At 46.6% G+C, this 25,130-nt stretch carries 22 protein-coding genes and 1 pseudogene; 14 read left to right on the top strand and 9 right to left on the bottom strand.

Annotated features, from left to right (window positions below; all coding sequences use genetic code 11):
• The first annotated feature begins 224 nt into the window (after positions 1-224).
• The 5 genes from ACYQ2M_RS04975 (at position 225) to ACYQ2M_RS25620 (ending at position 6,637) form a co-directional block, all read left to right on the top strand.
• Positions 225-1,583 carry an FAD-dependent oxidoreductase gene (locus ACYQ2M_RS04975; RefSeq protein WP_459915218.1) on the top strand — a complete coding sequence of 453 codons (1,359 nt, stop codon included), beginning with the start codon at positions 225-227 and terminating at the stop codon, positions 1,581-1,583.
• A 531-nt stretch (positions 1,584-2,114) separates the two neighbouring features.
• The gene (locus tag ACYQ2M_RS04980) at positions 2,115-2,612 is read left to right on the top strand and encodes an MFS transporter permease (RefSeq protein ID WP_459915219.1); all 498 of its coding nucleotides are present in this window, start codon (positions 2,115-2,117) and stop codon (positions 2,610-2,612) included.
• Between the two features lie 222 nt (positions 2,613-2,834).
• Entirely contained in the window at positions 2,835-3,530 is a 696-nt protein-coding gene (gene ung / locus ACYQ2M_RS04985; protein WP_459915220.1) for a uracil-DNA glycosylase, read from the top strand.
• 706 nt (positions 3,531-4,236) lie between these two features.
• Positions 4,237-5,697 carry a flavocytochrome c gene (locus ACYQ2M_RS04990; protein ID WP_459915333.1) on the top strand — a complete coding sequence of 487 codons (1,461 nt, stop codon included), beginning with the start codon at positions 4,237-4,239 and terminating at the stop codon, positions 5,695-5,697.
• A gap of 463 nt (positions 5,698-6,160) precedes the next feature.
• Positions 6,161-6,637 (top strand): cytochrome c3 family protein, encoded by a 477-nt coding sequence (locus ACYQ2M_RS25620; protein ID WP_487247201.1) that lies wholly within the window; start codon positions 6,161-6,163, stop codon positions 6,635-6,637.
• A 37-nt stretch (positions 6,638-6,674) separates the two neighbouring features.
• Here ACYQ2M_RS25620 and ACYQ2M_RS05000 read toward each other — a convergent pair whose 3' ends face one another.
• The 4 genes from ACYQ2M_RS05000 to ACYQ2M_RS05015 all read right to left on the bottom strand — a co-directional run bounded on the left by ACYQ2M_RS05000 (position 6,675) and on the right by ACYQ2M_RS05015 (position 11,708).
• Positions 6,675-7,025, bottom strand: a complete 351-nt coding sequence (locus tag ACYQ2M_RS05000) for an AzlD domain-containing protein (protein ID WP_459915221.1) — start codon at positions 7,023-7,025, stop codon at positions 6,675-6,677.
• Positions 7,022-7,762: an AzlC family ABC transporter permease gene (locus ACYQ2M_RS05005; protein WP_459915222.1), complete on the bottom strand. Its 741-nt coding sequence runs from the start codon at positions 7,760-7,762 to the stop codon at positions 7,022-7,024. Before ACYQ2M_RS05005 ends, ACYQ2M_RS05000 begins: the two co-directional genes overlap by 4 nt.
• A gap of 393 nt (positions 7,763-8,155) precedes the next feature.
• Positions 8,156-10,321, bottom strand: a complete 2,166-nt coding sequence (locus ACYQ2M_RS05010) for a PAS domain-containing protein (RefSeq protein WP_459915223.1) — start codon at positions 10,319-10,321, stop codon at positions 8,156-8,158.
• Between the two features lie 4 nt (positions 10,322-10,325).
• Complete coding sequence (locus tag ACYQ2M_RS05015) at positions 10,326-11,708, bottom strand: ABC transporter substrate-binding protein (RefSeq protein ID WP_459915224.1); 1,383 nt, start codon at positions 11,706-11,708, stop codon at positions 10,326-10,328.
• Between the two features lie 401 nt (positions 11,709-12,109).
• Here ACYQ2M_RS05015 and ACYQ2M_RS05020 point away from each other — a divergent pair, with 401 nt between their 5' ends.
• From ACYQ2M_RS05020 to feoB, 3 genes are all read left to right on the top strand, one after another.
• Positions 12,110-12,703 carry a TetR/AcrR family transcriptional regulator gene (locus tag ACYQ2M_RS05020; protein ID WP_459915225.1) on the top strand — a complete coding sequence of 198 codons (594 nt, stop codon included), beginning with the start codon at positions 12,110-12,112 and terminating at the stop codon, positions 12,701-12,703.
• A gap of 448 nt (positions 12,704-13,151) precedes the next feature.
• The gene (locus ACYQ2M_RS05025; protein ID WP_459915226.1) at positions 13,152-13,394 is read left to right on the top strand and encodes a FeoA family protein; all 243 of its coding nucleotides are present in this window, start codon (positions 13,152-13,154) and stop codon (positions 13,392-13,394) included.
• Between the two features lie 2 nt (positions 13,395-13,396).
• On the top strand, positions 13,397-15,577 hold the full coding sequence (gene feoB, locus ACYQ2M_RS05030; RefSeq protein WP_459915227.1) for a ferrous iron transport protein B: 2,181 nt from the start codon (positions 13,397-13,399) through the stop codon (positions 15,575-15,577).
• A 90-nt stretch (positions 15,578-15,667) separates the two neighbouring features.
• On the opposite strand, the gene ACYQ2M_RS05035 is transcribed toward feoB, so the two are convergent.
• Positions 15,668-16,429: a metal-dependent transcriptional regulator gene (locus ACYQ2M_RS05035; RefSeq protein ID WP_459915228.1), complete on the bottom strand. Its 762-nt coding sequence runs from the start codon at positions 16,427-16,429 to the stop codon at positions 15,668-15,670.
• Between the two features lie 68 nt (positions 16,430-16,497).
• On the opposite strand from ACYQ2M_RS05035, the gene ACYQ2M_RS05040 reads away from it, so the two are divergent.
• A complete protein-coding gene (locus tag ACYQ2M_RS05040; RefSeq protein WP_459915229.1) occupies positions 16,498-17,157 on the top strand; it encodes a metal-dependent hydrolase in 660 nt (219 codons plus the stop codon).
• Positions 17,158-17,219: 62 nt separating this feature from the next.
• Here the strand turns inward: ACYQ2M_RS05040 and ACYQ2M_RS05045 are convergent, their stop codons facing one another.
• On the bottom strand, positions 17,220-18,134 hold the full coding sequence (locus ACYQ2M_RS05045) for a DMT family transporter (protein WP_459915230.1): 915 nt from the start codon (positions 18,132-18,134) through the stop codon (positions 17,220-17,222).
• Positions 18,135-18,151: 17 nt separating this feature from the next.
• A complete protein-coding gene (gene tsaA / locus ACYQ2M_RS05050) occupies positions 18,152-18,700 on the bottom strand; it encodes a tRNA (N6-threonylcarbamoyladenosine(37)-N6)-methyltransferase TrmO (RefSeq protein WP_459915231.1) in 549 nt (182 codons plus the stop codon).
• A 228-nt stretch (positions 18,701-18,928) separates the two neighbouring features.
• Here tsaA and ACYQ2M_RS05055 point away from each other — a divergent pair.
• From ACYQ2M_RS05055 to ACYQ2M_RS05075, 5 genes and pseudogenes are all read left to right on the top strand, one after another.
• Positions 18,929-19,111: pseudogene (locus ACYQ2M_RS05055) on the top strand (SelT/SelW/SelH family protein); the annotation flags it as partial.
• Positions 19,112-19,293: 182 nt separating this feature from the next.
• Positions 19,294-20,052, top strand: coding sequence for an ABC transporter substrate-binding protein (locus tag ACYQ2M_RS05060; protein WP_459915232.1), 759 nt, complete (start codon positions 19,294-19,296; stop codon positions 20,050-20,052).
• A 218-nt stretch (positions 20,053-20,270) separates the two neighbouring features.
• Complete coding sequence (locus ACYQ2M_RS05065; RefSeq protein ID WP_459915233.1) at positions 20,271-20,939, top strand: amino acid ABC transporter permease; 669 nt, start codon at positions 20,271-20,273, stop codon at positions 20,937-20,939.
• Between the two features lie 9 nt (positions 20,940-20,948).
• The gene (locus tag ACYQ2M_RS05070; protein ID WP_459915234.1) at positions 20,949-21,710 is read left to right on the top strand and encodes an amino acid ABC transporter ATP-binding protein; all 762 of its coding nucleotides are present in this window, start codon (positions 20,949-20,951) and stop codon (positions 21,708-21,710) included.
• 2 nt (positions 21,711-21,712) lie between these two features.
• Positions 21,713-22,387: an amino acid ABC transporter permease gene (locus ACYQ2M_RS05075; protein ID WP_459915235.1), complete on the top strand. Its 675-nt coding sequence runs from the start codon at positions 21,713-21,715 to the stop codon at positions 22,385-22,387.
• A gap of 189 nt (positions 22,388-22,576) precedes the next feature.
• On the opposite strand, the gene ACYQ2M_RS05080 is transcribed toward ACYQ2M_RS05075, so the two are convergent.
• Together ACYQ2M_RS05080 and ACYQ2M_RS05085 are read right to left on the bottom strand one after the other, a co-directional pair.
• Positions 22,577-23,743, bottom strand: a complete 1,167-nt coding sequence (locus ACYQ2M_RS05080) for a tetratricopeptide repeat protein (protein WP_459915236.1) — start codon at positions 23,741-23,743, stop codon at positions 22,577-22,579.
• Complete coding sequence (locus ACYQ2M_RS05085) at positions 23,744-24,913, bottom strand: HD domain-containing phosphohydrolase (protein ID WP_459915237.1); 1,170 nt, start codon at positions 24,911-24,913, stop codon at positions 23,744-23,746.
• Positions 24,914-25,130: the final 217 nt, after the last annotated feature.

Genomic DNA, 25,130 nt, shown 5'->3' on the forward strand with positions numbered 1-25,130 from the left:
TATACGTTTGTGAAATATTTTTTTATTTATTTTAAAGCATTCGGTATGTATATTGCTTACTGCAGTATCCCAGTTTTAAAGTTTTATATGAAGTCCCGACCAGGTATTTGAAATGATTAAAGTTTCAATATTCGTTGTGCCCATGTGGACATAAGGAAGCAGATGTTATCTTAAAAACAATAACCGTTATTTGTGGATATATCCCAAAAAAGGAAAACTAAAACATGCGAAGCGATGTAGTTATTATTGGTGGTTCGGCAGCGGGATTGATGGCAGCCATAACCTTGAAGAAAAGAGCAGCAGAAAAAACAGTTACCCTTATCAGAAATGTTGTCAATACACCTATACCCTGCGGCATTCCCTACATCTACGGAATTATGGGCCAGGTTGACAAGAATTTGATCCCTGACCAGGGTTTTATCGATCAGGGTATTGAAATTCTGCAAAGAAATGTTGCAAATATAGACCGAGCCAAAAAGGAGGTTGTCTTTGACGATGGTGAGCGCCTCTCCTATGGCAAACTGCTTATCAGCACAGGTTCCAAGCCCTTTGTGCCTCCGCTTCCCGGTATTGATAAAGCCAATGTGTTTACCGTCCGTAAAGATCCGAATTATTTAAAAGAGGTATATACGGCATTGGAACCGGCCCGGAATGTGGTTGTCATTGGTGGCGGATTCATCGGTGTTGAAATGGCAGAGCAGATTGCCTTGATGGGGCATAAAGCCGGTCTTGACAAAATCGTCACCATTGTGGAAATGATGCCCCATTGCCTGATGCTTGCCTGCGAAGAAGACTTTTGTGTTGAGATAGAGGAAGAGCTAAAAAAACTTGGCGTCATGGTTAAGACCAATTGTCAGGCCGGAGAAATAGTAGGACAGGAAAAGGTTGAAGGGGTAAAGCTTGCCGATGGTGAAGTCATACCGGCAGATGCGGTTATTATCGGTATTGGCGCCCAGCCCAATATTGATCTGGCTGTAAAATGCGGACTGGATGCCGATCCCCGGAATGGTGTCAAAGTTGATAAATATATGCAGACCCAGGATCCGGATATCCTGGCTGCGGGTGACTGCGCCTGCAAATTTTCCTGTATTACGGGTAAACCCAGCGGTATTCGTCTGGCTTCCGTTGCCTGCAGTGAAGGCATGATTGCCGCCACGAATCTTTGCCGGGAAAAAAGCCGTGAAACCATGGGTGCCTTGGGTGCTTTCAGTACCATGGTAGGGGGGCGATCTGTTGCAGCTGCCGGTATGACAAGCAAAAGTGCCACGGATGAGGGTATTGAATTTGTTGAAGGTGAGGTCACAGCCCCCAACCGTCATCCCGGTCACCTGCCGGGTTCGGTGCCCAACATGAAAATAAAACTTCTCTTTCGCCGGGATAACGGCCAGGTCATTGGGGGACATGTCAGTGGGGGTGAAGCTGTTTCTGATATGGTCAACATTATTGCCGCAGCTATTCAGGCCCATTTAACTGCGGAGCAGTTGGCAGTGATGCAGTATGCCACCCATCCACTTTTGACGGCATCTCCTTTGAATTACCATGTCATGCTGGCCGCTGAGAATGCTGCTGTGAAACTCAGCTGAGAAAACTCGGAGTTTCATGTTTAAATGCGGCTTTGTCGTGTTTTGATGGAACCTGAATTTTTTCTTAGGTGATGATCTTTTTGGGCATCCTTCATCCACACGTTACACTTTCATGAGGTGACTGGCCATTTTCTGGTGTCCCCCTGAAAAGGGTAAAGTACTTTTGATGTGATATGAAGGATGTCTCTTTTTTTTATGAAAGGGGTCAGATTTAAGTTATTTGCGCTATTGACCAAGGCGGATGAGGATTTTACCGTCACGGACAATGCCCATAACAAAAGTCTGATCCCTTACTTTTTGGGGAGTCAGATCTTATTGATTTACTACTTATTCAGTCCAGGTTGCAGCGCTTTATAAATGCCAGTCCGGCTAAACGGTAAATAAAAAATTGCTGATTCCCTTAGTTGTTGGGTTTGCTGTGCAGGCGGTTCAATATAGGCTTGCCTTATATGAGCGCTGCTGTTAAACATTAACGTTTACATTCAAGATTCGGATGACAGGTATGAACTTTGTGCACAGGAATCAAACATAATGGACTTAAAATCAAAAGAAATGATTATCCCCAGAGAGGAGGCGCTCTTTCGGCTGGATAAAAACGGAATCTGGTACACTGAAACCGGTAGGTTTGAACATCCGAAAATTATCCGCCATTTCAATGAATCCATTCAAAAGGATGAAATGGGATATCATCTTTTCCAGACCCGGGAAGGGATCCTTGAAAAGGTGTATTTCTCCTATGAAGACACGGCTCTTTTTGCCATAGATATAAAGGAAAAAGAGGGATTGACCCTGGTTTTGAATACTCGAAAGACCCTGATCTTGCCCCCCGGCCACTTGTTTACCTGGAATGATAACCTCTATGTCATGACCCCGGACCATTGCATTAAATTTACCCCCAGAGCGCTTGTCAAATTATCCCCCTTTCTGGAAGAAAAAGACGACCGTCTTTATCTGCGCCTGGGTGGTATGCTTTATGATATTCCTGAGAATTCTTCTTATACTCCAGGTTGTTCAGCTCAGCATGTGTAGCCCTGTGCTTGGCATTGATAGGATTTTCCATGTTTTGTTATTGCAGGCATTATATGGGTCAATCGTTGTCGTTAAATGCTCAGGGTAATGCCGTAAGGAGAGATTGCATTCACTGATAACAAATTTCAGAGCAAAAAAATCATAAACGTTCAACCGTGTTTACACGTTTTAATCCGAAAATATTGAGAAAGGAATTGGTTATCAATAAGGATATTTTCAAAAATGTTTGAATCCCAAGATCAGATCAAGTTGGAACCATCATGGAAAAAAGAACTTCTGGCGGAGTTTCAAGCGCCTTATATGCAGGATCTGAGGGCATTTCTGGTGGAAGAAAAAAGGCTGGGAAAAGAAATTTATCCCAGAGGATCTGACATGTTCAATGCCTTTAATCTCACCCCCTTTGACAGGGTAAAGGTGGTGATCTTGGGGCAGGACCCCTATCATGGAACCGGACAGGCACATGGACTGTGCTTTTCCGTTCAGCCCGGGGTGGCAGTCCCCCCTTCATTGATAAACATTTATAAGGAGCTGCATAGAGATTTGGGGATTGTTCCTCCCCGTCACGGCCACCTGATCTCCTGGGCCAGGCAGGGGGTATTGCTTTTAAACAGTGTTTTAACTGTTGAGAAAAGGAGACCGGCCTCCCACCAGAACCGTGGTTGGGAACGGTTCACAGACCGGGCTGTGCAGCTTTTAAACGACAAGCATGAGGGGCTTGTTTTTCTGTTGTGGGGAAGCTATGCCCAAAAAAAAGGGCAGTTTCTTGACGGGAGCCGTCACCTGGTTCTCAAGTCCGCCCATCCCTCTCCGTTTTCCGCCCACCGGGGATTTTTGGGGAACGCTCACTTCTCCCGTGCCAATCAGTACCTGACAGCCCGGGGAAAGCAGGAGATCGACTGGCGTTTGCCGGAGAAATAGTTGCTGTGTTAATAACGTAATTCCTCCCACCTCCTTCTGCATGCACAAGCCTGTAAAAAAATTTGAATTTTAAGATGAACCCAAAATGATAGAACCTGGTAAGGGTTAGGTCAGGCATTATGGATTATGCAGTTATGACGTTGCTGATATCAGCGTTATTTTTTGCTCTGAAAATAATTTCTAAACAGCTTCTTAAGGACATCAGTTTATGTCCGTCTTTTTTACAGGATGGAAAAATGTTTTTTATAAAATCATAAAGAAGATCGTATTTTTTTTGAAGAATAAATAAGAAATATTATTTAAATTAAGTGGTTAAGCTCCCTTTTGTTTTATTCTATTGTTGTGGCACATTCCATGCTTTTACATATGTATGCTTTGGGCTTGGTCATAATCTCGGTCATCCATCATTGGCGGGGAACCGGGGCCCTTTTGTGTTTTTGGAGAGCGATGCTTTTATCAGGCTCCATGCTTTTACACAAAGAAAAAATTCAACAAAGGCGTTGATAACGCAGGGCGGGTCCCTTCCCAAAGTGCCGATGTTTAGACTAAGTCCCGTGGTTTATATGCACGAGCAATTTGTCCCGAAGTTGATAACTATTATCTAAACAAAAGAGAGGGATTGAAAATGGAAAATCTTACCCAAAAGCAAAAACTCAGCAGGCGCAGTTTTATTAAAAAGAGTGGTGGTGCATTGGCGGTGGCTGGAATGACGGCAGGGGGATTCGTGATTAAACCCAAAATCTCCCATGCCTCAGAAGTCCCTGAAAAGTGGGATGAAAGTTTTGATGTTGTTGTCATCGGCAGTGGATTTGCCGGGCTTGCAGCGGCGCTTGAGGTCAAGAATGCAGGATTTTCTGTGGTGGTTCTTGAAAAAATGCCTGTTCCCGGTGGGAATTCAATAATTAATGGTGGACTGATTGCCGGGTGTGGAACCCCTCTACAGGACAGAGAAGGGATCAAAGATTCACCGGAGTTAATGTACCAGGATATGTTGAAAGCAGGCCTTGGAATCAATCATCCTGAGCTTTCAATGATGGTTGCTCGAGAATCCAGTGATGCGATTCTTTGGACGGTTGAGTATCTGGGATGCAAATATAAAGAGAGGGTAACGCATTTGGGCGGGCATTCTGTACCGCGCAGTTACTATACTACCAACAGTTCAGGTGCGGGAATCGTCAGGCCTCAACTCGATAAAGTTAAAAGCCTCGGCATTGAGGTAAGGACCAAAAATTATTTGGATCGTATTCTCCAGGGCGAGGATGGCAGGGTAAAGGGCGTAAAGGTATTTTCCAACTATAAATTCTCAAACGCTGGAAGCGGTAGGATAAATTATCTAAAGGCAAACAAGGCAGTCATTCTGGCATCAGGAGGGTTTGGTAATGACATAGATTTCAGGACTATTCAAGACCCGAGGCTGACAAGAGACGTTGATTGTACCAATCAGATGGGAGCCACGGCAGAAGGATTAAGTGAGGCATTTCGTTTGGGTGCAATGCCTGTACAGATTTCCTGGATTCAGCTGGGGCCTTGGGCCTGCCCGGATGAAAAGGGAATGGGGATAGGCTACATTTTTTCGATTACAGCCGCTTTCCCCTATGGTCTCATGGTGGATCCAAGCAATGGGAAACGCTTTGTGAACGAGCTTGCCGATAGAAAAATAAGGGCGGATGCAATCCTTAAAACAGGACACTATGCCATAGGGATCGCTGATCAAAACGGTGTATCCAGAACTGCCAAGCTCGATAAAATGCTTGAAAGGGGTGTTGTAAAAAAATTTGATACTATTGATGCTCTTGCATCGGAATATAAGATAAACCTTCCGGGGCTTAAGGCGGAAATAGAAAAGTATAATGCGTATCAAAAAAGTGACCGGGATGATGATTTTGGGAGACCATTTCAAAAAGATGCCAAACCTGTGGAAACGGCACCCTTTTATGGTATGCGGCTGTGGCCTAAGGTTCATCATACCATGGGCGGCATTCAGATCAATACATCAGCCCAGGTGATGGATCTCCAGCACAGGGCGATAAAGGGTTTATACGCTGCAGGAGAAGTTACGGGGGGCGTGCACGGAGCTGTACGCCTGGGAAGTAATGCCACCACCGATTGTTTGGTATTCGGTAGAATTGCCGGGAAAAATTCAATCCTTGAAGAATCTTGGGGTTAGGCGTAAGGGACTTAAAGCGTGTCAATTTACCGTTTATAAAGTCCAGACGACCATTGTTTTATGAATTTTGTCATGACTAAACGGTAAATTGGAAATTACTGGATTCCTAATTGATTTTTATGCCCATGGGATTAAAGAATATCAAAGCGGTTAGATTGTGTTTACTTCCGGCTTTAAGATGGACTTTATATTCGATGATCGGATTTTTTGCAGATATTCGGAAAAAGGGGTCAGGTTTGCGTTATTGGTATGATTGTTTGGATTTAGGCTTGAATGGCGCTTTGTCTATCATGACAATAACACATGCCTGACCCCCACTTGTCCGGATATCGGTTTTAAAAATTTGATCGTCGGGCCATACTCAACACGCTTGAATGGAAAAATCAAAAAAGCTGAGGATGAAGAGGAATAGATGAAAATTTCAATGACGACAAACGCTTTTTTTGAAATAATTAAGAGTGTAATGCTCTATTTGTTTTTGATCTTTTTATGGGTGGGGAATGGTGTTTCAGCCGATCGAAAAGTAGTGATAGATGGGCCTGGAGATTGCAGGCAGTGTCACCAGAACGAATCCATATTGGGTGCGGATCATGTCTCAACCCAAAGCATGCGAATGGACGGGTGTCTTGAATGCCATGAAAAGGAGGAAATGTCTCTTGATGGTAAAATTTCCGGAAGTCATTTGCACCTGCTCAGGGGCGTCTTCTGCAGTGATTGTCATGGAGAAAAAAAGAGCTACGGTCTGGTTGGAACGGATCGTTGTTTAAAGTGCCATATAAACGGGCAGAAGGTCGCAGCTCTTACTGATACGCTGGACCCGAATCCCCATGACTCAATCCACTATGGACAGGATCTTGATTGTGATCTTTGCCACCATATACATAAAAAATCGGAAATTTTTTGCAATCAGTGCCATGACTTTACTAATATTATACCTTAAAGAAAATTGTGCTTTAAAAGCCATACGATTTTCTAAATTACCCCATGGCAAATATCCATTGAAACCCTAAAAACACGGTCATGCTCACCACAATGGTCAACAGCAGATTTTTAAACAGTCCACCAACAATACAGGCGGCAATGGCCCCGATAAGATAGGGATTGGACAACTTTAAATTAAGGGTGTCCCCTGTGGGCATGAGAATAGCTGGCACAATAATGGCGGTGAGTACAACCGGCGGGACATATGACAGGCCTTTTTCAAACAGTTCTGGGAATCGAAAACGTCCGGCAATGGGAAACATGATATATCGTATGCCAAAGGTTACCAGCGCCATTCCTGCAACCATATAAATTTCATTCATTTGAATGTCTATGCCAAAGATCATGCCGCCTCCTTTTTGCTGCAAAAGAATTTCTCACACACCAGGCCCACTGTAACACCGGCAATTGCCGCCACCATGAGTCCCAGTTTATGGGGAAGTCCGCCAGCCAGAATGGATATCGTTCCGGCAGTTATTACCGAGGCCCACATGGGTTTTGACACAAGATAGGGAATGACAATACCTATGAAGGTGGCAGGCATGGCAAAATCGAGTCCCCATTCAGAGATGCCCGGGAATGTTTTTCCGGCTGTGAGGCCAATGATGGTGCACAGGTTCCAGTTGGTGTACATGAACACCATGGAGCCAAGGTTGTAGTATTCTCTATGGGGGGCATCATCTTTTTGCATGTACCGGGTAACAGCCACGGCAAAGGTTTCATCCGTTAGCCCAAAGGCCAGCACCATTTTCCACAGGGGATGCAAATTTTTATAAAATGGCACCATGGTGGCGCCGTAGAGCATGTGGCGTAGGTTCACCACAAAGGTTGTCAAGACAATCATGGGCCAGGCTGTACCCGCCGTCACCAGGCTCACACACACAAACTGTGAGGAGCCGGCGAAAACAAATAGAGACATTCCCATGGTGGCGGCAAAGGAAAGGCCAGCCGTGGCGGCCAGGGTTCCAAAGATAATGCCAAAAGGAATGGCACCTACAATTAAAGGAAAGGTATCCTTTGCCCCTTGTAAAAATTGGGATAATGGAGAACTTTTTTCAGGCAAGATGCTTTGATCGGTTTTCATTGCGGGCTCACGGATTTTTTGTGAACTTTCGTTTGGGTCCCATGATATCTTCCAAACTGAAAAGTTTCGTTAAATATTATTTTGAGTGCCGTGTTTTTATCATGATTGTAATAAAAATCAAACCATCTTAGGGACTCGGCTGTGTTTAATTTGCCGTTTCCCCGGGGCGGCCTTCATAGAATGCAGTAACCTGGGCTTGATAAATGGTATATCAATAAAATTTTTATGAGCAAGCCCAACACGTGAGTTCATAAATATCATAAATTCCTGCGGCATTCAGTGCGCCGCAGGCGCACTGAATCAAGGGTTCTGCCACAGTTGGGAATAGATTTTAGACGCATGAATCATTCCTTTCTGAAGATGATTGGGTTTTGACTTGTTGGCACTGGATGATCAGGTTTCTTCCGCTTCTTTTTTCCTGGAGGCTTCGCTGATGTCAATAATGGTGGAGGTCAGGTACGCTTTCGTGCGGTAACTTGTGATATTCATCAGATTATGGTTCAAGGTGGTCATCCGCTTTACCTGCTGATCAATCATGGCCAGTTTCCGGGCAGTTCCCGGGCTTAGATTCGGGGTTTCATTTAAAAGTTCACAACATCCGGATATGATCTGCAGGGGCTGGTTCAGCTCATGGCACACGGCACCTGCGGTTTCCATCACCGCAGCAAGCTTCTTTTTTTCACTGTGTTCCTGTTCAGCCAGAATACGTTGGGTGATATCCTGGGTGATCCCCACAATGCGGTGGATACGAGTGGTGTCATCCCAGATGGCTTTCCCGTGGGAGTGCATCCATCTGATGGTCCCGTCGGGCCACACCACTTTGTACGTAAAAGAATCGGCGGTGTTTTCCGATGCAATTGCTTTGAAGAAAAGGTCGGCAACTTCCCTGTCTTCGGGATGAATGTATGTTTTAAAGTCTTCAAGGGTGTTTTTGAACATATTTTTGTCAATCCCCAGAAGCGCGGGATGTTCGCCGGAAAGGAGCATTGTTCCGGTGGAAGGTGTCCATTGCCATATACCCATGACCGCTGCCTTGAGAGCCAGATTCAGCTGCTGTTTGTTCTTTTGGAGGGCATCCTGTGCATCCTTGCGTTCTTCAATTTCCCGGTTCAAATCCCGGTTGAATTTTTGAAGCTGGCTGTTAGTGGCTTTTAACTGGGCGGTTTTCTTTTCCACAAGATCCTGCTGGTGATTCTGATACTGCTGAACTTTGGTGTGGGAGACTCTCAGATTGTTCACCATGGTGGCAATGGCATTTCCCAGTTCATCTTTTTCTGAAATTACAGCTGCTTCCACGGACAGATCACCATTGGCAACACTGGTGGACGTATCTGCCATGTACCTTAAATATGCTTTCATCCGTGAAAAGGCTTTTTCTGTATGACCCAGCTGGTGAACAATGTCATTAAAGGCATTTGCCATCTGCCCTACTTCGTTATTTTGACGGATGTGCAGGGGCTGGGCAGATATATGGAAATCCTGTTCCAGATCTCCCTTTGAAAGTGCTGTGAGGTGCCCTGCCAAGTGGTGGAGATCTCTGTCTGCGATATTTCTGGAAGCACACATGAGCTGGTGAATGGGGGTGGTTATTTTTGAGGTAATCAAAAAGCTTATAATGGTTCCCAGCACAAGTGAAATCACGAAGGCGGAAAATAGAAGAAACCAGCTTTTGGTTAAGATTTTTTTTGAGGTAATGTTCTGGGCTTTGTATTCAGCTTCAATGCTTTTTACGCTGGCGTCAACGGCTTCATTGATTTCAGCTTCCAGGTCTTTGCAGGTGGTTTTTAAAAGCTGATTTAATTCAATGGATGCAACATGGATTTTTTCAAATCCGGTGGAAAATCTACCCATGGCGTTATAGGCTTCCACGGCATTTTTTTGTTCCAGGGAATCTTCCTGGAAAAGGGGTATAAGGCTTGACAGATCCTTTTGTGCCGAGACAAAGTATTTGTTGAAGAGAACGGCATGGCGTGCATTTTTATTCTGTGTATATTGGATGCTGTGGTTGACCATTTGCATCCAGGCCATTTGGGCATTCCCCAGTGCCAGAAACTGCTGCAGGGTATCTTTGCCGGGGATGCCCGTGCGAAGTGCGCTGAATCGGCTGTCGATACGATACTGGCTGGGTATCATTTCGTTGGCCAGAATATCTTGTTGCAGGCGGATTAACTGGACCACCCGCCCAAAGGCCTTGCCATATGCCAAGACAGAGGTACGGATGTTTTCCAGGATCGGGTTGCGATGTGAAGACTGGGCTATGGGTTCCAAGGTATCAATCAAGGTGTTGAGGTCCCGATGATTTCGAATAAATTCATTGAGGCGCTGCTGGGATTGTTCCTCCACATAGGCATTTGCATGTAGCCGACTTAGAATTGTTTTGGATGCAATATCCCTGGAAAGGGTCATCTGCAAAGATAGGTTGTCCGTCAGTTCGCTGACCTGATGGGAAACTTGTTTTACATACCGGATGGTGGAAAATCCCACGGCTATCATGATAATGCACAGGATCAGTGTGCCTGCCATTATTTGATGTCGAATTTTGCCAAAGAAAAGTTTCATTTATTTATTGTTTTTTGCATGTCATGCTGGGTTTGAACCAGGTGGCCAGGCCATCCTGAACAAAGTTAGCCGCCTGTTTTGCAGACCAGTCTCCGTTGATAACATGGACACTGGCCACTTTCATAAGTTCGTATCCGTCCGGGCTTCCTTCTCGCAGTTTTTCCCATGCCAGACGGATGTCAGTGGGATATTGATTTCTCAGGGCCAGAAAGGTATTGGCATGGGGGTTTTCCAGGGATTTTTCCGGCTGTTTTGCCCGAAGCGATGCTTTTTCCCGGGGGGAAAGGTGCTGTAATCGATGCATGGGAAAAAATCCTGGCAGGGTATTGGCCAGCAGACGTCCTGTTTCTGGACGGGTAAGCCAGGATAAAAATGTTCGGGCTGCAGTTTTATTTTCTGAGTTCCTGTTGAGCCCCACTCCTGCATCTAAGTGAAAGGTCATGAATCGGAGGGCATTTTGGGGCGCCGGCGGTGCAAAAACATCCCATTCAAAGCGAGGGGATTCGGACTCAAGAAAGGGGATGTCCCAGGAGCCGCCCATCCACATGGCCGCCTGTCCCTGTATGAACATATAAAGGCTGTCAATGTATTTCAAGAGGGTGTGGTTCGGGGGCAAGAAAGGGATCAGATCTGCCAGTGCCTGGAATGCGGCGATCATCTTATCATCATTGAAGCAGCTTTCCCCGGTGAGGTAGGCCATTCTTCCCTTATATCCGCCGATGAAATTGGGGACCAGGTTGAAAAAGACAATTTCGTTGATGGTCCACTCATCACCCGAGGCATTGGCAAAGGGGATAATACCGGCATTCTTTATGATTCGAGCTTGGTCGATAAGGGCTTCCCATGTGCGGGGAGGGGTAAGATTTAACCTGGAAAAGATCTGCTTGTTGTAATAGATGCCCTGGGCCACTGCGATGAAGGGAACCCCGTAAAGGCTGTGTTGCTTCGAACTCCAGGGTGTCAACATCTCGGTGGAGAAGTTTTCTTTAAGACCGGGTAAATCATTTAATGTATCCAGATATCCTTGTTCAAACAGCCGACGGGAAACGTTGAAAGATCTAAGGTAAAAAATATCCGGGGCAGACCCACTGTTGAGCTGGGCCTCCAGCACCTCATCATATTCCGGTGCCGGGGTGGGATCAAATATAATCCGGATGCCTGGGGCTTGTTTTTCAAATACGTCAAGGATGTGTCGCATCTGGACAATATCATCTGTGCGCCAGGAACCCATGGTTAATACGGTTTCTTCTGTAAGTTCAGCTTCCTGTGCCTGGGGCAGGGACAGGGGATATAGGAGGGAAAAACAGGATGTGAACATCAAAATAAAAGGGATAATTCCCGCATTGGTGAGATGATTCCGACTACGTTTTATAAGGAAAGATGCCATCTGGTATGATCTCTGTCGTTAATAATTGGCAATAAGGTTTTCATATTTATTATTATGCTGATCCGAGCCCTTTCCAGAGGGGCCGGGATTGTTATGAATTTCTGAAAATTCATGTTGACTAACATGCTCACAGGGGCCATTCGGTGTCAATAAAATTGTGCGGATGTTTTTGTTGAATACTTAATTTTAGGTATTCACCTTTCGTGGCGGGGATATTGGGGCTTGACTTTAACAGATATGTTCAGGTAAATATTGTTTACCTGATGGATTTGACAGGAATGACCTGACTTAATAAAGACCCTGATAACAAAAATCTGTCCCTCCCATTGGGCCATCAATTATGACGGTTGGCCGATCTTTTGACCATCTCCCAGAGATTAAACCATATCTTAAAAGAGTTCATGGAAAAGAAAAATATCCCCCCAGGTAAGATAAAAATCATTAATGCCATGCGAACCCTGCTTGAGGATCGTAATTTTTCATCCATTACCATTTCCGACATAGCTGTCAATGCAGGGGTTACAGAGGGGTTGATTTATAAGTATTTTAAAGATAAACGCCAACTGCTTCATCATGTGCTCAAGGAATATTATGAACATTTTTTGCTGGGAATTGATCAGGACCTTAAGGGGGTTTCCGGAGCTTTGAATAAGCTTCGCAAGGTGATCTGGGTCAGCATTGACCGCTATGCCACCCACCGCGTCTTTGCCAGAATAATTTTGCTTGAGGTTCGAAATGCAGAGGAATATTTCCACAGTGAAGCCTATGAACTTGTGCGACAATTTAACAAAATACTTCTGGATATTATCAAAGAAGGCATGGCATCCGGAGAAATCCGAGGGGATATCTCACCTTCTTTTGCCCGACATGCCATATTCGGTACAATTGAGCATGCATGTCTCAACCGGGTGATTTTTAATGAAAAAGTATCCATAGATGAAACTGCAGAGCAGGTCACTCATTTGATTTTAAATGGTATAAAATCGAGATCTTGATCTATGCCTCATCTCCATCTTTCCTGTGCTGTGATCAAGCCTGAAACATCCAACAACCCTCCATATCCCTTCCAGACCATGAAAAAAAGCTGTTGTTAGGCAAGCCTAACTTTTTTAGTTGACATTGATTTCTTTTCCTGTATGATTGCCAAATCAATGGTTTGGTCTTACATTGTGGTATTGAAAAGATGATTACATGTAAAATAACGGCGCATCAGTGTGCCATGCAGGGGGCATATATGGAATTTGTTGACGTGGGGCTGACTGCAGTCATTGTCGGGGGGGCATTTGTTTTTTTAATTCGCCATTTTGTGGGTGGAAAGGGCAATTGTTCTTCGTGTACAGGCTGCTCTAAGTCTGAGACTTGCCGGTCTCCATTGGTTGAGATTCAAGATGCTCCAGAGGTCAAACGCTAAATCAGACACGCTTCAAGGATGGGAAACGCTTAATGTCAGCCACGATTAACTTAAGAAAGATGAAAATGCATCAGACCGGTGTGATCCGGTCGGTGAAAGCAACCGGAGAACTGGGACGAAGAATCAGGGATATGGGGCTGGTACCCAACACAGAAGTCCAGGTGGTGGGAAGGGCACCGTTAAAAGATCCGGTGGCTTTGCGTATCATGGATTTCACCATTACCCTGAGAAACAATGAGGCAGACTACATCACAGTGGAGATCCTGGAGGATTAACAATGGCACAGCATATCACAGCAGCTCTGGCTGGAAATCCCAATTGTGGAAAAACCACCCTGTTTAATGCCCTCACCGGTGCCCGGCAGCATGTGGGCAATTACCCGGGAGTCACCGTGGAAAAGCGCTCCGGGACGGTAAAATCAGGCGAAATACTCATGGACGTGGTGGATCTCCCGGGGACTTATTCTCTCACGGCGTATTCCCCCGAGGAGCTTGTGGCAAGGGATTTCATTGTGGATGAACGTCCCCAGGTGGTCATTAACATCATTGATGCCACAAGCCTTGAAAGAAATCTCTATCTCACCATCCAGTTCATGGAGCTTGGGGCGCCCATGGTACTTGCCCTGAACATGATGGATGCCGTTAAAAAACAGGGTAAAAATATAGATGTGGCCCTGCTGTCGTCCCTTTTGGGGGTTCCCGTGGTGGAAACCATTGCCCGCACCGGTGCCGGTAAGCATGAATTGATCCAGCGCACCATTTCCTTTATCCGGGAAAAAAAAGACAATTGGAACCCCCTATATATTTCCTATGGATCTTTTTTGGACCCTGCACTTGGGGAAATGGAAAAAATTATCCAGGAGAAAACGTTCCTGACGGATCGCTTCCCGGCACGGTGGGCGGCGTTGAAGTACCTGGAAGGTGACGAGCAGATCATGGCCATGGGACACCAATGGGGGGGCAAGGTCCATGCCCGATTGACGGACCTTGTGAAAGAAATCACGGATAGATGCATGCAGACCCTTGATGTGGAACCAGATGCCATCATTGCCGATTACAGATATGGCCACATTGCCGCCATGATGAAACAGGGAGTGGTAAAGCGGGATACCACCCGTCAGCGTATTCGTCTGTCTGACACCATAGACCGGGTGGTGACCAATCAGTTCCTGGGGCCCCTGATCATGCTGGCCACCCTTTACGGTATTTTTCAGGTTACCTTTCCCATTGGTGAGATTCCCATGGGGTGGGTGGAGGCTTTTTTTGAGTGGCTGGCAGCCATGGCCCTTGTCTTGATCCCCCCGGGTTTTTTTCAATCACTGGTGGTGGATGGGATCATCGGCGGTGTGGGTGGGGTCATGGGCTTTGTACCCTTGATCATGGTTATGTTCATGGCCATCACCATCCTTGAGGATCTGGGATACATGGCCCGCATGGCGTACATGATGGACCGGGTGTTCCGGATGTTTGGCCTTCATGGAGCATCTCTCATGCCCTTTATTGTTTCCGGTGGTATTCCTGGGGGCTGTGCCGTACCCGGGGTGATGGCGGCAAGAACCCTTAGAAGTCCCAAGGAAAAACTGGCCACTATTTTAACCGCGCCTTTCATGAACTGTGGGGCCAAGGTACCCGTGTTTCTGCTGCTTTCGGCGGCATTTTTCCCCGACAACGCCGCCGGTGTGATGTTTGGAATGACCCTCCTGAGCTGGGTGGTGGTGCTGCTGGTGGCAAAGCTGCTGCGTTCCACCGTGATCCGGGGAGAGGCGACTCCCTTTGTCATGGAATTGCCGCCTTACCGTATGCCCACCTTTCGGGGTGTCTTAATGCACACCTGGGAGCGGGCATGGCAATATATGAAAAAAGCAGGCACCGTGATTCTGGGGATATCCATCCTCATCTGGGCGGCCATGACTTTTCCGGGAATTCCGGAAGATATGTCTTCACAGCTCCAGGCCCGTCAAACAGCAGTCGAAACCCGCATGGCAACGGCTGTGGACAAACCAGAAATCCATCGGCAGCTTCATGAAGAACTGGTTTCCATTGAAAATCAGCGATCCAGCAACGCATTGAGATATTCTTTTGCCGGTCGTCTGGGATCTTTTTTTGAACCCGTGACCCGTCTTGCCGGTTTTGACTGGAGGACCAATATAGCTCTTTTGGGAGGCTTTGCCGCCAAAGAGGTGATTGTCTCTTCCCTGGGGACCGTGTATTCCCTGGGGGCCGTGGATGCACAGGCATCCGATACCCTTGGCTCGCGCCTTGCCGCAGATCCCCAGTGGTCCCCGGTGACGGCATTGAGCCTCATGGTTTTTGTCCTTTTGTATGCGCCGTGTTTTGTCACCGTGGCAGTTATCAGCCGGGAGACCTCTTGGAAATGGGCTGTGTTCAGTGTTATATTTAATACAAGCCTTGCATTTAGCCTTGCTGCAGGGGTTTATCAGGTGGGCAGGATATTTTGAAGCACAGATTCCGAACTCAAGAGTCGTAGGGCGCATTCCCATTTTTCCCGCTTTAATCATAATATGGTTTGTTTGTCATAGTTGGCGGGGTCAGCAGGGACTCACTATGATGGCGGTTGCCTCCTGTTTTCTAAGAGTCAGATGGTATCCCCGGACAGCCACATCCATATCCCCGGTGCGGGGATGGATGGTTTCCACCTGGAACAGGCTGCCCGGTGTGACCCCCATGGTATCAAGCTGGTGATAAATGCCTGTTTTATCCTTCACCTCAACCAATGTTGCCTTTTGGTTTTCTTTGATGTGTGTCAGGGGCAGGGTGGGCCGGGAAAGCATGGTGCAGGAACCGGGACCCTGGTTGAAACGCCCGCTGCATTGTTTTTTTTCATCCTGGCAAAGGGTGCCGGTGAAATTGCTTTCACAGAAGCGTTGGAACCCCGACAACCACTCTGTGCCGCTTCGGGGGCAGATCTGTGTGAATTCCACAAAGCGGATAATACGTTCCAGCACCTCCGGTGGCACGGAATGCTCCATTTGACAGGCTGCTTTTTCCGCTGCATCATTGTCTTCCAGACACAAAATATCAACGATGAAGGTTTTCATCACCTCGTGTCTGCGGATGACATCAAGGGCCGTTTTTTCCCCTTTGTCAGTAAGGGTGATAACATCATAGGGGGCGTAATTGATATGTCCTTTTTTGGTGAGGCTTTTTAAGGCACCGGTGACGGAGGAATTTTGTACGCCCAGGCGTGTGGCAATGTCCTTGACCCTTGCAGCCTGTTTCTCATTAATGATATGATAAATGGTTTCAAGATAATCTTCCAGGCTTGCGGTGAGGGTATCTGGAATGCTCATGGGATCTCCTGATGAATGCCGTCTATGGGCCATTTTTAAAGTTTTGATCAAGGACAGGGTAATAACATATGTCGGATTTTAGGACCCACGTATTGGGTGGTATTATAACCGGTGCCACTGTGTCAGGTGTCTATGTTTTTTTTTCCCCGGGGGTTCTTGACCATGTTCAGCTTGGGGCAGTCTGTCTCATGGGCATTATCGGAGGGGTGCTGCCGGATTTGGATAGTGACACAGGAAAGCCTCTGAGCATTTTATTTGGGCTGCTTGCCCTGATTATCCCTGCTGTCATGCTGAAAACAGTGTCCCAATACCATGACCTGAGCCCGGAGTTTCTGATCTGTTATTTTGCCGTGGGCTATTTTCTGATCAATTATGTTGCCCGGAGTTTTATTAAAAAAATAACCGTTCACAGGGGAATTATGCATAGCATTCCCTTTGTTCTGGTGTGCGGAATCTGTGCCTTTTTCCTTTTCAGTCCATCCGGAGAAAATATGGCTATGGCCGTGGGAATTGCCGTTTCGGCCGGAGGGATCACCCATCTGGTAATGGATGAATTCCATTCCCTGTCCTGGTCTTGGGGGGTGCCCCGTCGTAATAAAGCCTCGGGTTCCGCATTTAAGTTTGCCTCTTTCTCCATTCTTTCCACCATGCTGATATATGGTATTTTAATGGTTAGTTCCCTTTATTTGCTTAAGACCATGGGCCTTCTTCCCCGGCATTTGTTTTGATCACATTCGGGACTCGGCTGTTTTTTCGTTTAACGCCCAGACAATGAAAGATCCCCTTGTGATTATGACCCTCGCGTGACAGCAAACCTTTCTTTTTGAAGGGTCTTTGTCCCCCGGCGCTGTCCTAGAATAACCCCTGCAATGACAATTGTAGCGCCAGCACACTGTATAAGATTCAACGATTCTCCCAGCAACCCCCATCCCATGATAATGGCCGTTACAGGAATAAGATTGATAAATGAGGCTGCCCGGGAGGCGGTGATTTTACTCATCCCCCAATTGTAAAGACCAAAGGCTCCAAGGGAGACAAATGCCCCGAGAAAAACCAGGATCAGAATCAGTTTCAATGTCCAGATGTTCGGCGGTGACTGGATAATGTGTGGCAGCCCCGGCAGGAAAAACAAGGTGCCAGCCATGAGCTGCATGGCGGTGAGGCTCCATGGATTGTATCGGCTGGAGAGCTGTTTGACCAGAATCATATTGGCCGCCGCCGAGGTCATGGCACAGATTTCCAGAAAATTGCCCAGAACGGGATTTGCGGCATGGTTCTGGGTGCCTTCAAAAAAAGTCAGTGCCGCCACCCCGGTCATGGACAGGCACAGGCCAGCCCAGTTCTGCCAGGTAATTTTTTCAGAAAGAAACACCCAGGCCCCGAAGGTGACCATGAGGGGATTAAAAGAAGAGATGATACCGGCCTGGGAAGAAGTGGTGAGCATCAAGGCCCGGGATTCCAGAAAAAAATAAAGGCAGGGTTGGAACAGCACGGTGGGAATCAGAATTTTCCAGTCACCCTTCTGGTATGCCTTGGGCAGAAGTTTGGGCACCATGGGCAGGAAACACAAAAGCCCGATGAGCATTCTCAGCCAGATCACGGACCAGGGATCAAGGGTCATCAGGGCGGTTCGCATGGCGGAAAAAGATGCACCCCACAACAGCACCGCTGCCAGCAGTGCCACCACTGGCAGTATTTGTTTCATATTCATGTCCGCGTGATTCATCCCCGGTTATCAAGATCTTTGTTGAGATCATTGATCCAGTCTGGAAAATGGTGTCCTTCACTGTCATCAAAGTGCCTTGTCAGTGGCTTGATATCCATGATGGGGCTTCCGTTCAGGGCTTCAAGGCCCTGGACTCGGAGTTGATTTTCTTTTTTTTCCAGCAGACGTACAGTGGAGATCAGTAAAGGATTGGGACGGGCAGGGCTTCGGGTGGCAAAAATACCCTTGAGGGGAAAGTCCTTTCGTCCCATGGGATGGACTTTTTTAATCTCGCGCTCCTCCGGGGCAAGTCGGTGGGGCCAGTAAATCACCACAATGTGAGAAAAGTCTTCAATGCCATCCAGCAGTTCCTCAAATTGAGGCAGAAGCTTGAGGGTGCTGACGGTATTTTGGGTTTCATCCCTGTGTTTTTGAACTTGTTTTCGTCTTTCTTCCGGGGTATCTTTTCCATGGGGGCTGAAGGTCATCCGGTTGATGGTGTTTTCCACATATCCCACAGGGCTGATGGAAAATATGGTGTCGGTAGGTGTAGATGCATTGTTCATTGGCTGCCTTCTTGATATGTTTTGAAAATTTGTTTTTGACTCCACCCCAAAGTGGCCCAGGTTGTGATCAAATCCTTTGTTTTGCGTCGGTTGTGGTCAAGCATTTGATCTATAAAGCCTAGTGTGGCCTTGGCAAGTGCCGGGGTCACAATGACTATATCAGAAGAATGGCAAGGAGGAAACATGGACATTAAAATTATGTATTGTACGGCCTGAAATTATGAACCCCGGGCTGCCGGTCTGGCAGCGGTCATTAAAGGAAATTTTGATATCTCCCCGGAACTTGTGCCGGGTTCCGGAGGGGTGTATGAGATCACGATGGATGGTAGAACTGTTTTTTCAAAACGCCAGGAAAAAAGATTTCCGGACAATAGCGAAGTGGTTGAATTGATCAGAAAATTTCAAAATTAAAAGGATGGTGTGGCGTTTACCTGAATTTTGTGTCATAAACCTGTTTTTTGTGGCATATGAAATTGATTGACAATACCGGTCGGGGGAAAGCTCCCAGCGGATCATTCAGATAGAATGATCATAACCGCATAAAATGAGCATAACCTGGCCCAACCATGAATGTATTCCATGAGGAGAAAAAAATGAAAAAAAGAATGCTTTTAACTGTATTAATGAGTGTGGCCATGGTGTCTGCGGGTATTGGGGCAGCCTTTGCCGGAGAAAAGGTATTTATAAACGGGATTGATGCCAATTATCCCCCCTTTTCCTACATTGATGAAACGGGTAAGCCCGATGGCATGGATGTGAAAGCCGTGGAGTGGATTGCCAAAGAGATGGGTTTTACAGTAAAACATCAGCCCACGGACTGGGCTGCCATTATTCCCAGCCTCCAGGCCAAGAAGATTGACCTTATTGCATCCGGTATGAGTGTCACCCCGGAACGCCTCAAAGAAGTCAATTTTACAAAGTCTTACCATAAAACGGTGATGATGCTGGTTGTCAAGGCAGATTCTGATCTTACGGTGGATGCATGCAAGGATGGTGAAATTCAGTGGGGTATCCAGCGCGGTACCTCCGAGGCCCAGTGGGTTGAGGAAAATTTGATCAAGGCCGGAAAAAAGTTCACCCTGCAGCAGTATGATTCTGCTCCCCTTGCCATGGAAGATCTTGTCAATGGACGGATTCAATGTGCCGTCGCCTCTGAGATTTCCGCAAAGGAAGCCATGGATAAAGGCCTGCCCATCAAGACCATTGGCCGTTATGGCCAGCCCGATGATGAAACTGCCTATGCCGTTCGCAAGGCAGATACCGATCTTCTCAAGACGCTCAACGAGGGATTGACAAAACTTATGGCAAGTCCTTATTGGAAAGAGTTGAACGAGAAATATAAAGTCCATTGATCAAATCGTCAGCCATAGTTTCTCATCCCCCCCAACGGGTATCCGATCCGGCCCTGGACCGGCTGCCCTTTGGGGGCTCTGCTGTTGAGATTTCCATATAACAGCCATGCCCTACTGACCACAACGAAGATTGAAACTTTAATTATTTCAAATATCTGGATGAAGTTTTATATGGAAAACAAAAACATATATACATCAGTAACCCCGGGAAGAATCTCATGATAAAAAGTTTGCTTGTGATTGAACAGGGCCTGCCCTACATGCTCCAGGGGGCGTTGGTCAACGTCATTGTGGTGCTTTCGGCCATGCTGTTTGGGTTTATCCTGGGTCTCCCCCTGGCCGTGGGCCAGGTGTACGGCAACCGGGTTATCCGTAGAATCATCGGCATTTATGTCTGGTTTTTCCGGGGTATCCCCCTGCTGGTATTTCTATTTCTTTTTTATTTCGGGCTGTTTACCTGGCTTAATATAAACATGTCGGCCTTTATGGTGGCCACCATGGTGCTGGGTTTGATCAGTTCCGCCTATCAGTCCCAAATTCTGCGGGGGGCCATGGCTTCATTGCCCCAGGGGCAGATGAAGGCGGCCCGGGCCTTGGGAATGAGTGATACCAAAGCCATTGTTTTTATTATTCTGCCTCAGTCTTTCCGGCTTTCCATCCCCGGCTGGACCAATGAATATGCCATTTTACTCAAGGATTCTGCTGTGACCTATGCTCTGGGAGTGACAGAATTAATGTCTCGGGCTCACCACATTGCCTCGCGCACCTACCAGCATTTGGCCATTTACCTGGCAGCGGGATTTATTTTTTTGATATTTACCTATATCGGCACCAAGCTGCTGAACATGCTGCACAAGAAAGTCAGCATTCCCGGGTATTCTCGATAAGGATAGTTTATGAACACAGATTCCAGCCCTGTACTTAAAATTGACCATATCACCAAATGTTTTGGGGAAAATACCATCTTGAAAGATGTGTCCCTCTCCATTCAAAAAGGAGAAATAAAGGTGATCATCGGCCCGTCCGGTGGGGGTAAAAGTACCTTTTTGCAGTCCATTAATTTTCTGGTCATGCCCGATGAAGGCATCATTTCCCTGGAAGGACGCATCGTTGACAAATCCGATAAACGGGGGCTTTGCGCCTATCGACGTCAGGTGGGAATGATTTTTCAGGATTTTAATCTGTTTGATCATCTCACTGCCCTTGCCAATGTGGAAATCGGCATGGTGAAGGTCTTGGGCATGAAAAAAAGCGCGGCAAAAGAGCGGGCCATGGCAGAGCTTGACCGCGTTGGGCTTCAAGACCAGGCCCATCAATATCCGGCCCAACTTTCCGGTGGTCAAAAACAGCGGGTTTCCATTGCAAGGGCACTGGCCATGGACCCCAAAGTGATGCTGCTGGATGAGCCCACTTCGGCATTGGACCCGGAACTCATCGGGGAGGTGCAGGCTGTCATCCGGGATCTGGGAAAAGGGGGGATGACCATGATCATGGCCACCCACCAGATCGGATTTGCAAGGTCTCTGGCCGATGAAATTATCTTCATGGAAAAAGGGGTTATCGTGGAACAGGGTGCTCCGGATGTGCTGCTGGCCCCGGGGGCTGCCACTCGGACCCGGGATTTTTGTTCCAGAATTGCCGAGATCGGCGGTGAATGATCATGGATGAGCTTTTATATATACAGAAGGATGTCATGCCGGCCCTGATTCAGGGCACCTGGATCAGTATTCTTCTGATCATTCCATCGGCCATTTTCGGGGTGTGCATGGGGGTGCTTTCCGCCACCTTACGGGTGTATGGGCACCCCGTTGTTAAATTTCTGGGGGATGGGTATGTTCTTATCTTTCGGGGATTTCCACTGTTGATCCAGCTGTATATCTGGTATTTCGGCTTGCCCCGCATGGGTGTTTACCTGAGTCCTTACTGGGCATCGGTGGTGGCATTCGCCCTTTGCAGCGGTGCCTATCAGTCGGAGTACATCCGTGGGGCACTTCTTTCCATCCGCAGGGGGCAACTTTATGCGGCCCGATCCATAGGTTTCACCCAGCTGCAGACAGTGATATATGTGGTCCTGCCCCAGGCATTGCGCCGGGCACTTCCCGGATGCGGCAATGAGATTATTTATCTTATTAAATACTCCTCCCTGGCTTACATGGTCACCTGCATTGAGCTCACCGGCCAGGGGAAAATTATTGCATCGGCATCTTTTAAGTATGTGGAGGTTTTTTCCATTGTGGGGGCGGTGTATCTGCTGCTGGTTTCCGTTGCCACCTGGGCCTTGAATTTTCTGGAGGAGCGTTTTGCCATCCCGGGATTTGAACGTCATAGAAACTGATCCGCCAATGAGTTGCAGATGTCCTTTATTTTTATTAGAAAATAAAATTTCCGAGTATCCTCATCAGAGCCCCCCGATGGACAATAGGAACCGGCCAATTGAGCCGTCTACGGTTCCAGGCGGGGCCCATTGGGGGTGGCATGATCGCATTTTCATACGTCGTTGCCTGTCATGTGGGTGATAAAAAAGTTATAAGAGCCCCTCAATTTTGGATTCCACATGGGCCAGAAATTTTTTAACCTCATCAATGGGCTTCGATGCGATGGACTTCTCCAGTACCTTTTTTGCCTCTTGGTATTTTCCCATATCAAAATAGGCCTTTCCCAGGTTATACAAAATAATATAATTATTGGGATAAATTGAAAGACACTTTTTATACTGATTCACGGCCCCTTCAACTTCCCCGAGTCTTCTTAATTCAATGGCATAATTATTAAAGGTTGAAATCGTTTCTGGAAGTGGATCAACGGCCTGTTTTATAAATTCTCCTGCTTTTTTAATATCTCCAGCCTCAAGATAGGCGGAACCCATCTTAATATAGTTAAGGTCAGTGGGAGCGGAGTCTTTTACATCGGAAAAGGTTTCAGAGGCGTCATCGAGCAATCCTAACTGGAGGTAGGCGTTTCCTAATTCTATTTTTCGATTGAGATTTAATGGATTCATGGAACTTGATTCTTTGAGCTGTTCCACGGCCTTTTCAAATTTCCCTTCTGCCATGTAAATCTCTCCAAGTAAATTCATGAATTTACTATCTTTCTTCAATTTTAACGCTTTCTTGGCATATATTTTTGCGCTTTCATAGTCTTTCTTTTGGAAATAGCATTCACTTAAAATAAATAATGCTTCCGGACTTTCATGCTGGCTGAGGAGTATCTGGCCGAACATCAGGGCATCATCATATTTTTTCTGCAGTTTCAAAGAAGATAATTTTTGTATTTTCTCTTCTAACTCATTCCGATACAGCCTTTTATGAAAAATAGTTTCAATGGCCTTGAGGAAATTTTTTTCGGTAAACGGTTTTTCCTGATACCCATCCACACCCTCTTCAATGGCGTACAATACCTTTTCCTCTGACATTTCTTCTGTAACCATTAAAACCGGAATGTCCTGATATAGCGGGTCGTGCCTTATTGCTATCAATAATTCGATGCCAGTCATGTTGGGCATGTGCCAGTCAGTAACGATAAAATGGATTGGAACTCTTTTTAGCATGCCAAGTGCTCTTTTTCCTGTGTGGGCAAGATAAACATTTTTGTATCCATTCCGCCTCAGAATCATTGCCTGCATGTTGCATATTTCCTCCTGGTCATCCACGATCAGGAAGTTTTTATTTATGATCATTTCTTTGGCAACCACTTAGATCCCCCCTTTCATCACCTTTGGTTGATTCAAGGAAACAGAAACGCATATGGGTTCTTTAATCTTTGTTTTAGACGCGAAGTTTGTCAAGCGTTTGATCAGTATTGGGCTGACCTCCTCCCCCCTTGATATGAGCAACTGGCCTTTGCTGGTGGTGATATCTTCAGACAGCAGCATCCCGGCTTTTAAGGATGTCAGGGGAATTTTTTTCTCAATATATCTGCGTTTTCCCCCAAGAAAGATTTCCAGTGCTTTTAGAATGGACGGATCGTACCATTTCCATTGCTTTTTGAGTTGTGCCAATGCCTTGTCCTGGCGAAAACCCTTTGACTCCAGCATGTCAAAATCAAGTATAACCTTCAGGATACGCGCTCCAAGGGGAAGGTCTTTACCCTTCCTGGCACCTTCAGGCTGGTCAGAGCCGTCAAATCGCTTATCCTGGAAGGCGATGATGTCGGCAACTGGCTGCATACGTGGAATTTTGGTTATCAGGTTTGCTGCAATACCGGGATGCATGTCAAAAAGCTGACTTTCATCAGGGGTCAGTTGCTGGCCCTGATACAGTTTCTTTATGGTTTCTTCGGGCAGCAGCACACACCCGATCTGGGACAGCATGGCGGCTGTTTCAATGAGCCACAAATTGCTGATACCCAGTTGTTTTGAAATGTCGGTGGCATATCTTCTGATCCGGGAGGATCTGCCCAGGGCTTCGGGATTCACCAGGGACAAAAGTTCGCTCATGACCTTGATGCTGCCCTTAAGGGTCTGGTTCAGAAGTTCTTTTTCCGCGGTGATCAGGCGGTATTGTTCCACTGCCTGGTTCAGCACGTTTGCCAGCAGCTCAATGGCACAGGGTTTGGTCAGAAATCGGTAAATGTTGCCTTCGTTTACAGCTTTTATGGCATTTTGAAGATCTGCATTTCCGGTGAGCATGATCCGTACACTGTGGGGTTTTAGCTTGGCAGCCTGGGCCAGGAATTCAATTCCGTCCATGACGGGCATGCGAAGATCTGAAACAATGACGGCAAAGGGAGGCTGGGTTTTGATGCAGTTCAGCCCCTGTTCGGGACCCAGGGCCGTTTCAATGTGAAAATGTTTTCGTAACTGGCGTTTTAGAGAATTGAGCAGATTCTGTTCGTCATCTACTATTAGTATGCGTCTGTTCATATTAGTTGCATTCTCCTTGTTATCTCGTCAGCCCTTAGGCTATTACTACCAAAGAATATATCAGCCTGTTTGTCTTTTTTCACTCTTTTACCCAGGGCTTTTTTACGCATGAAATCAGTATGCACGAAAAAGACCGCCTTGAATACCAATAAAAAATTGCGTCCCCCCGTTTGGGCGCATTCCCATTTTTGGGGGCTTGAAGTACAATATGATTTAT

The sequence above is a fragment of the Desulfocicer niacini genome (assembly GCF_054657595.1).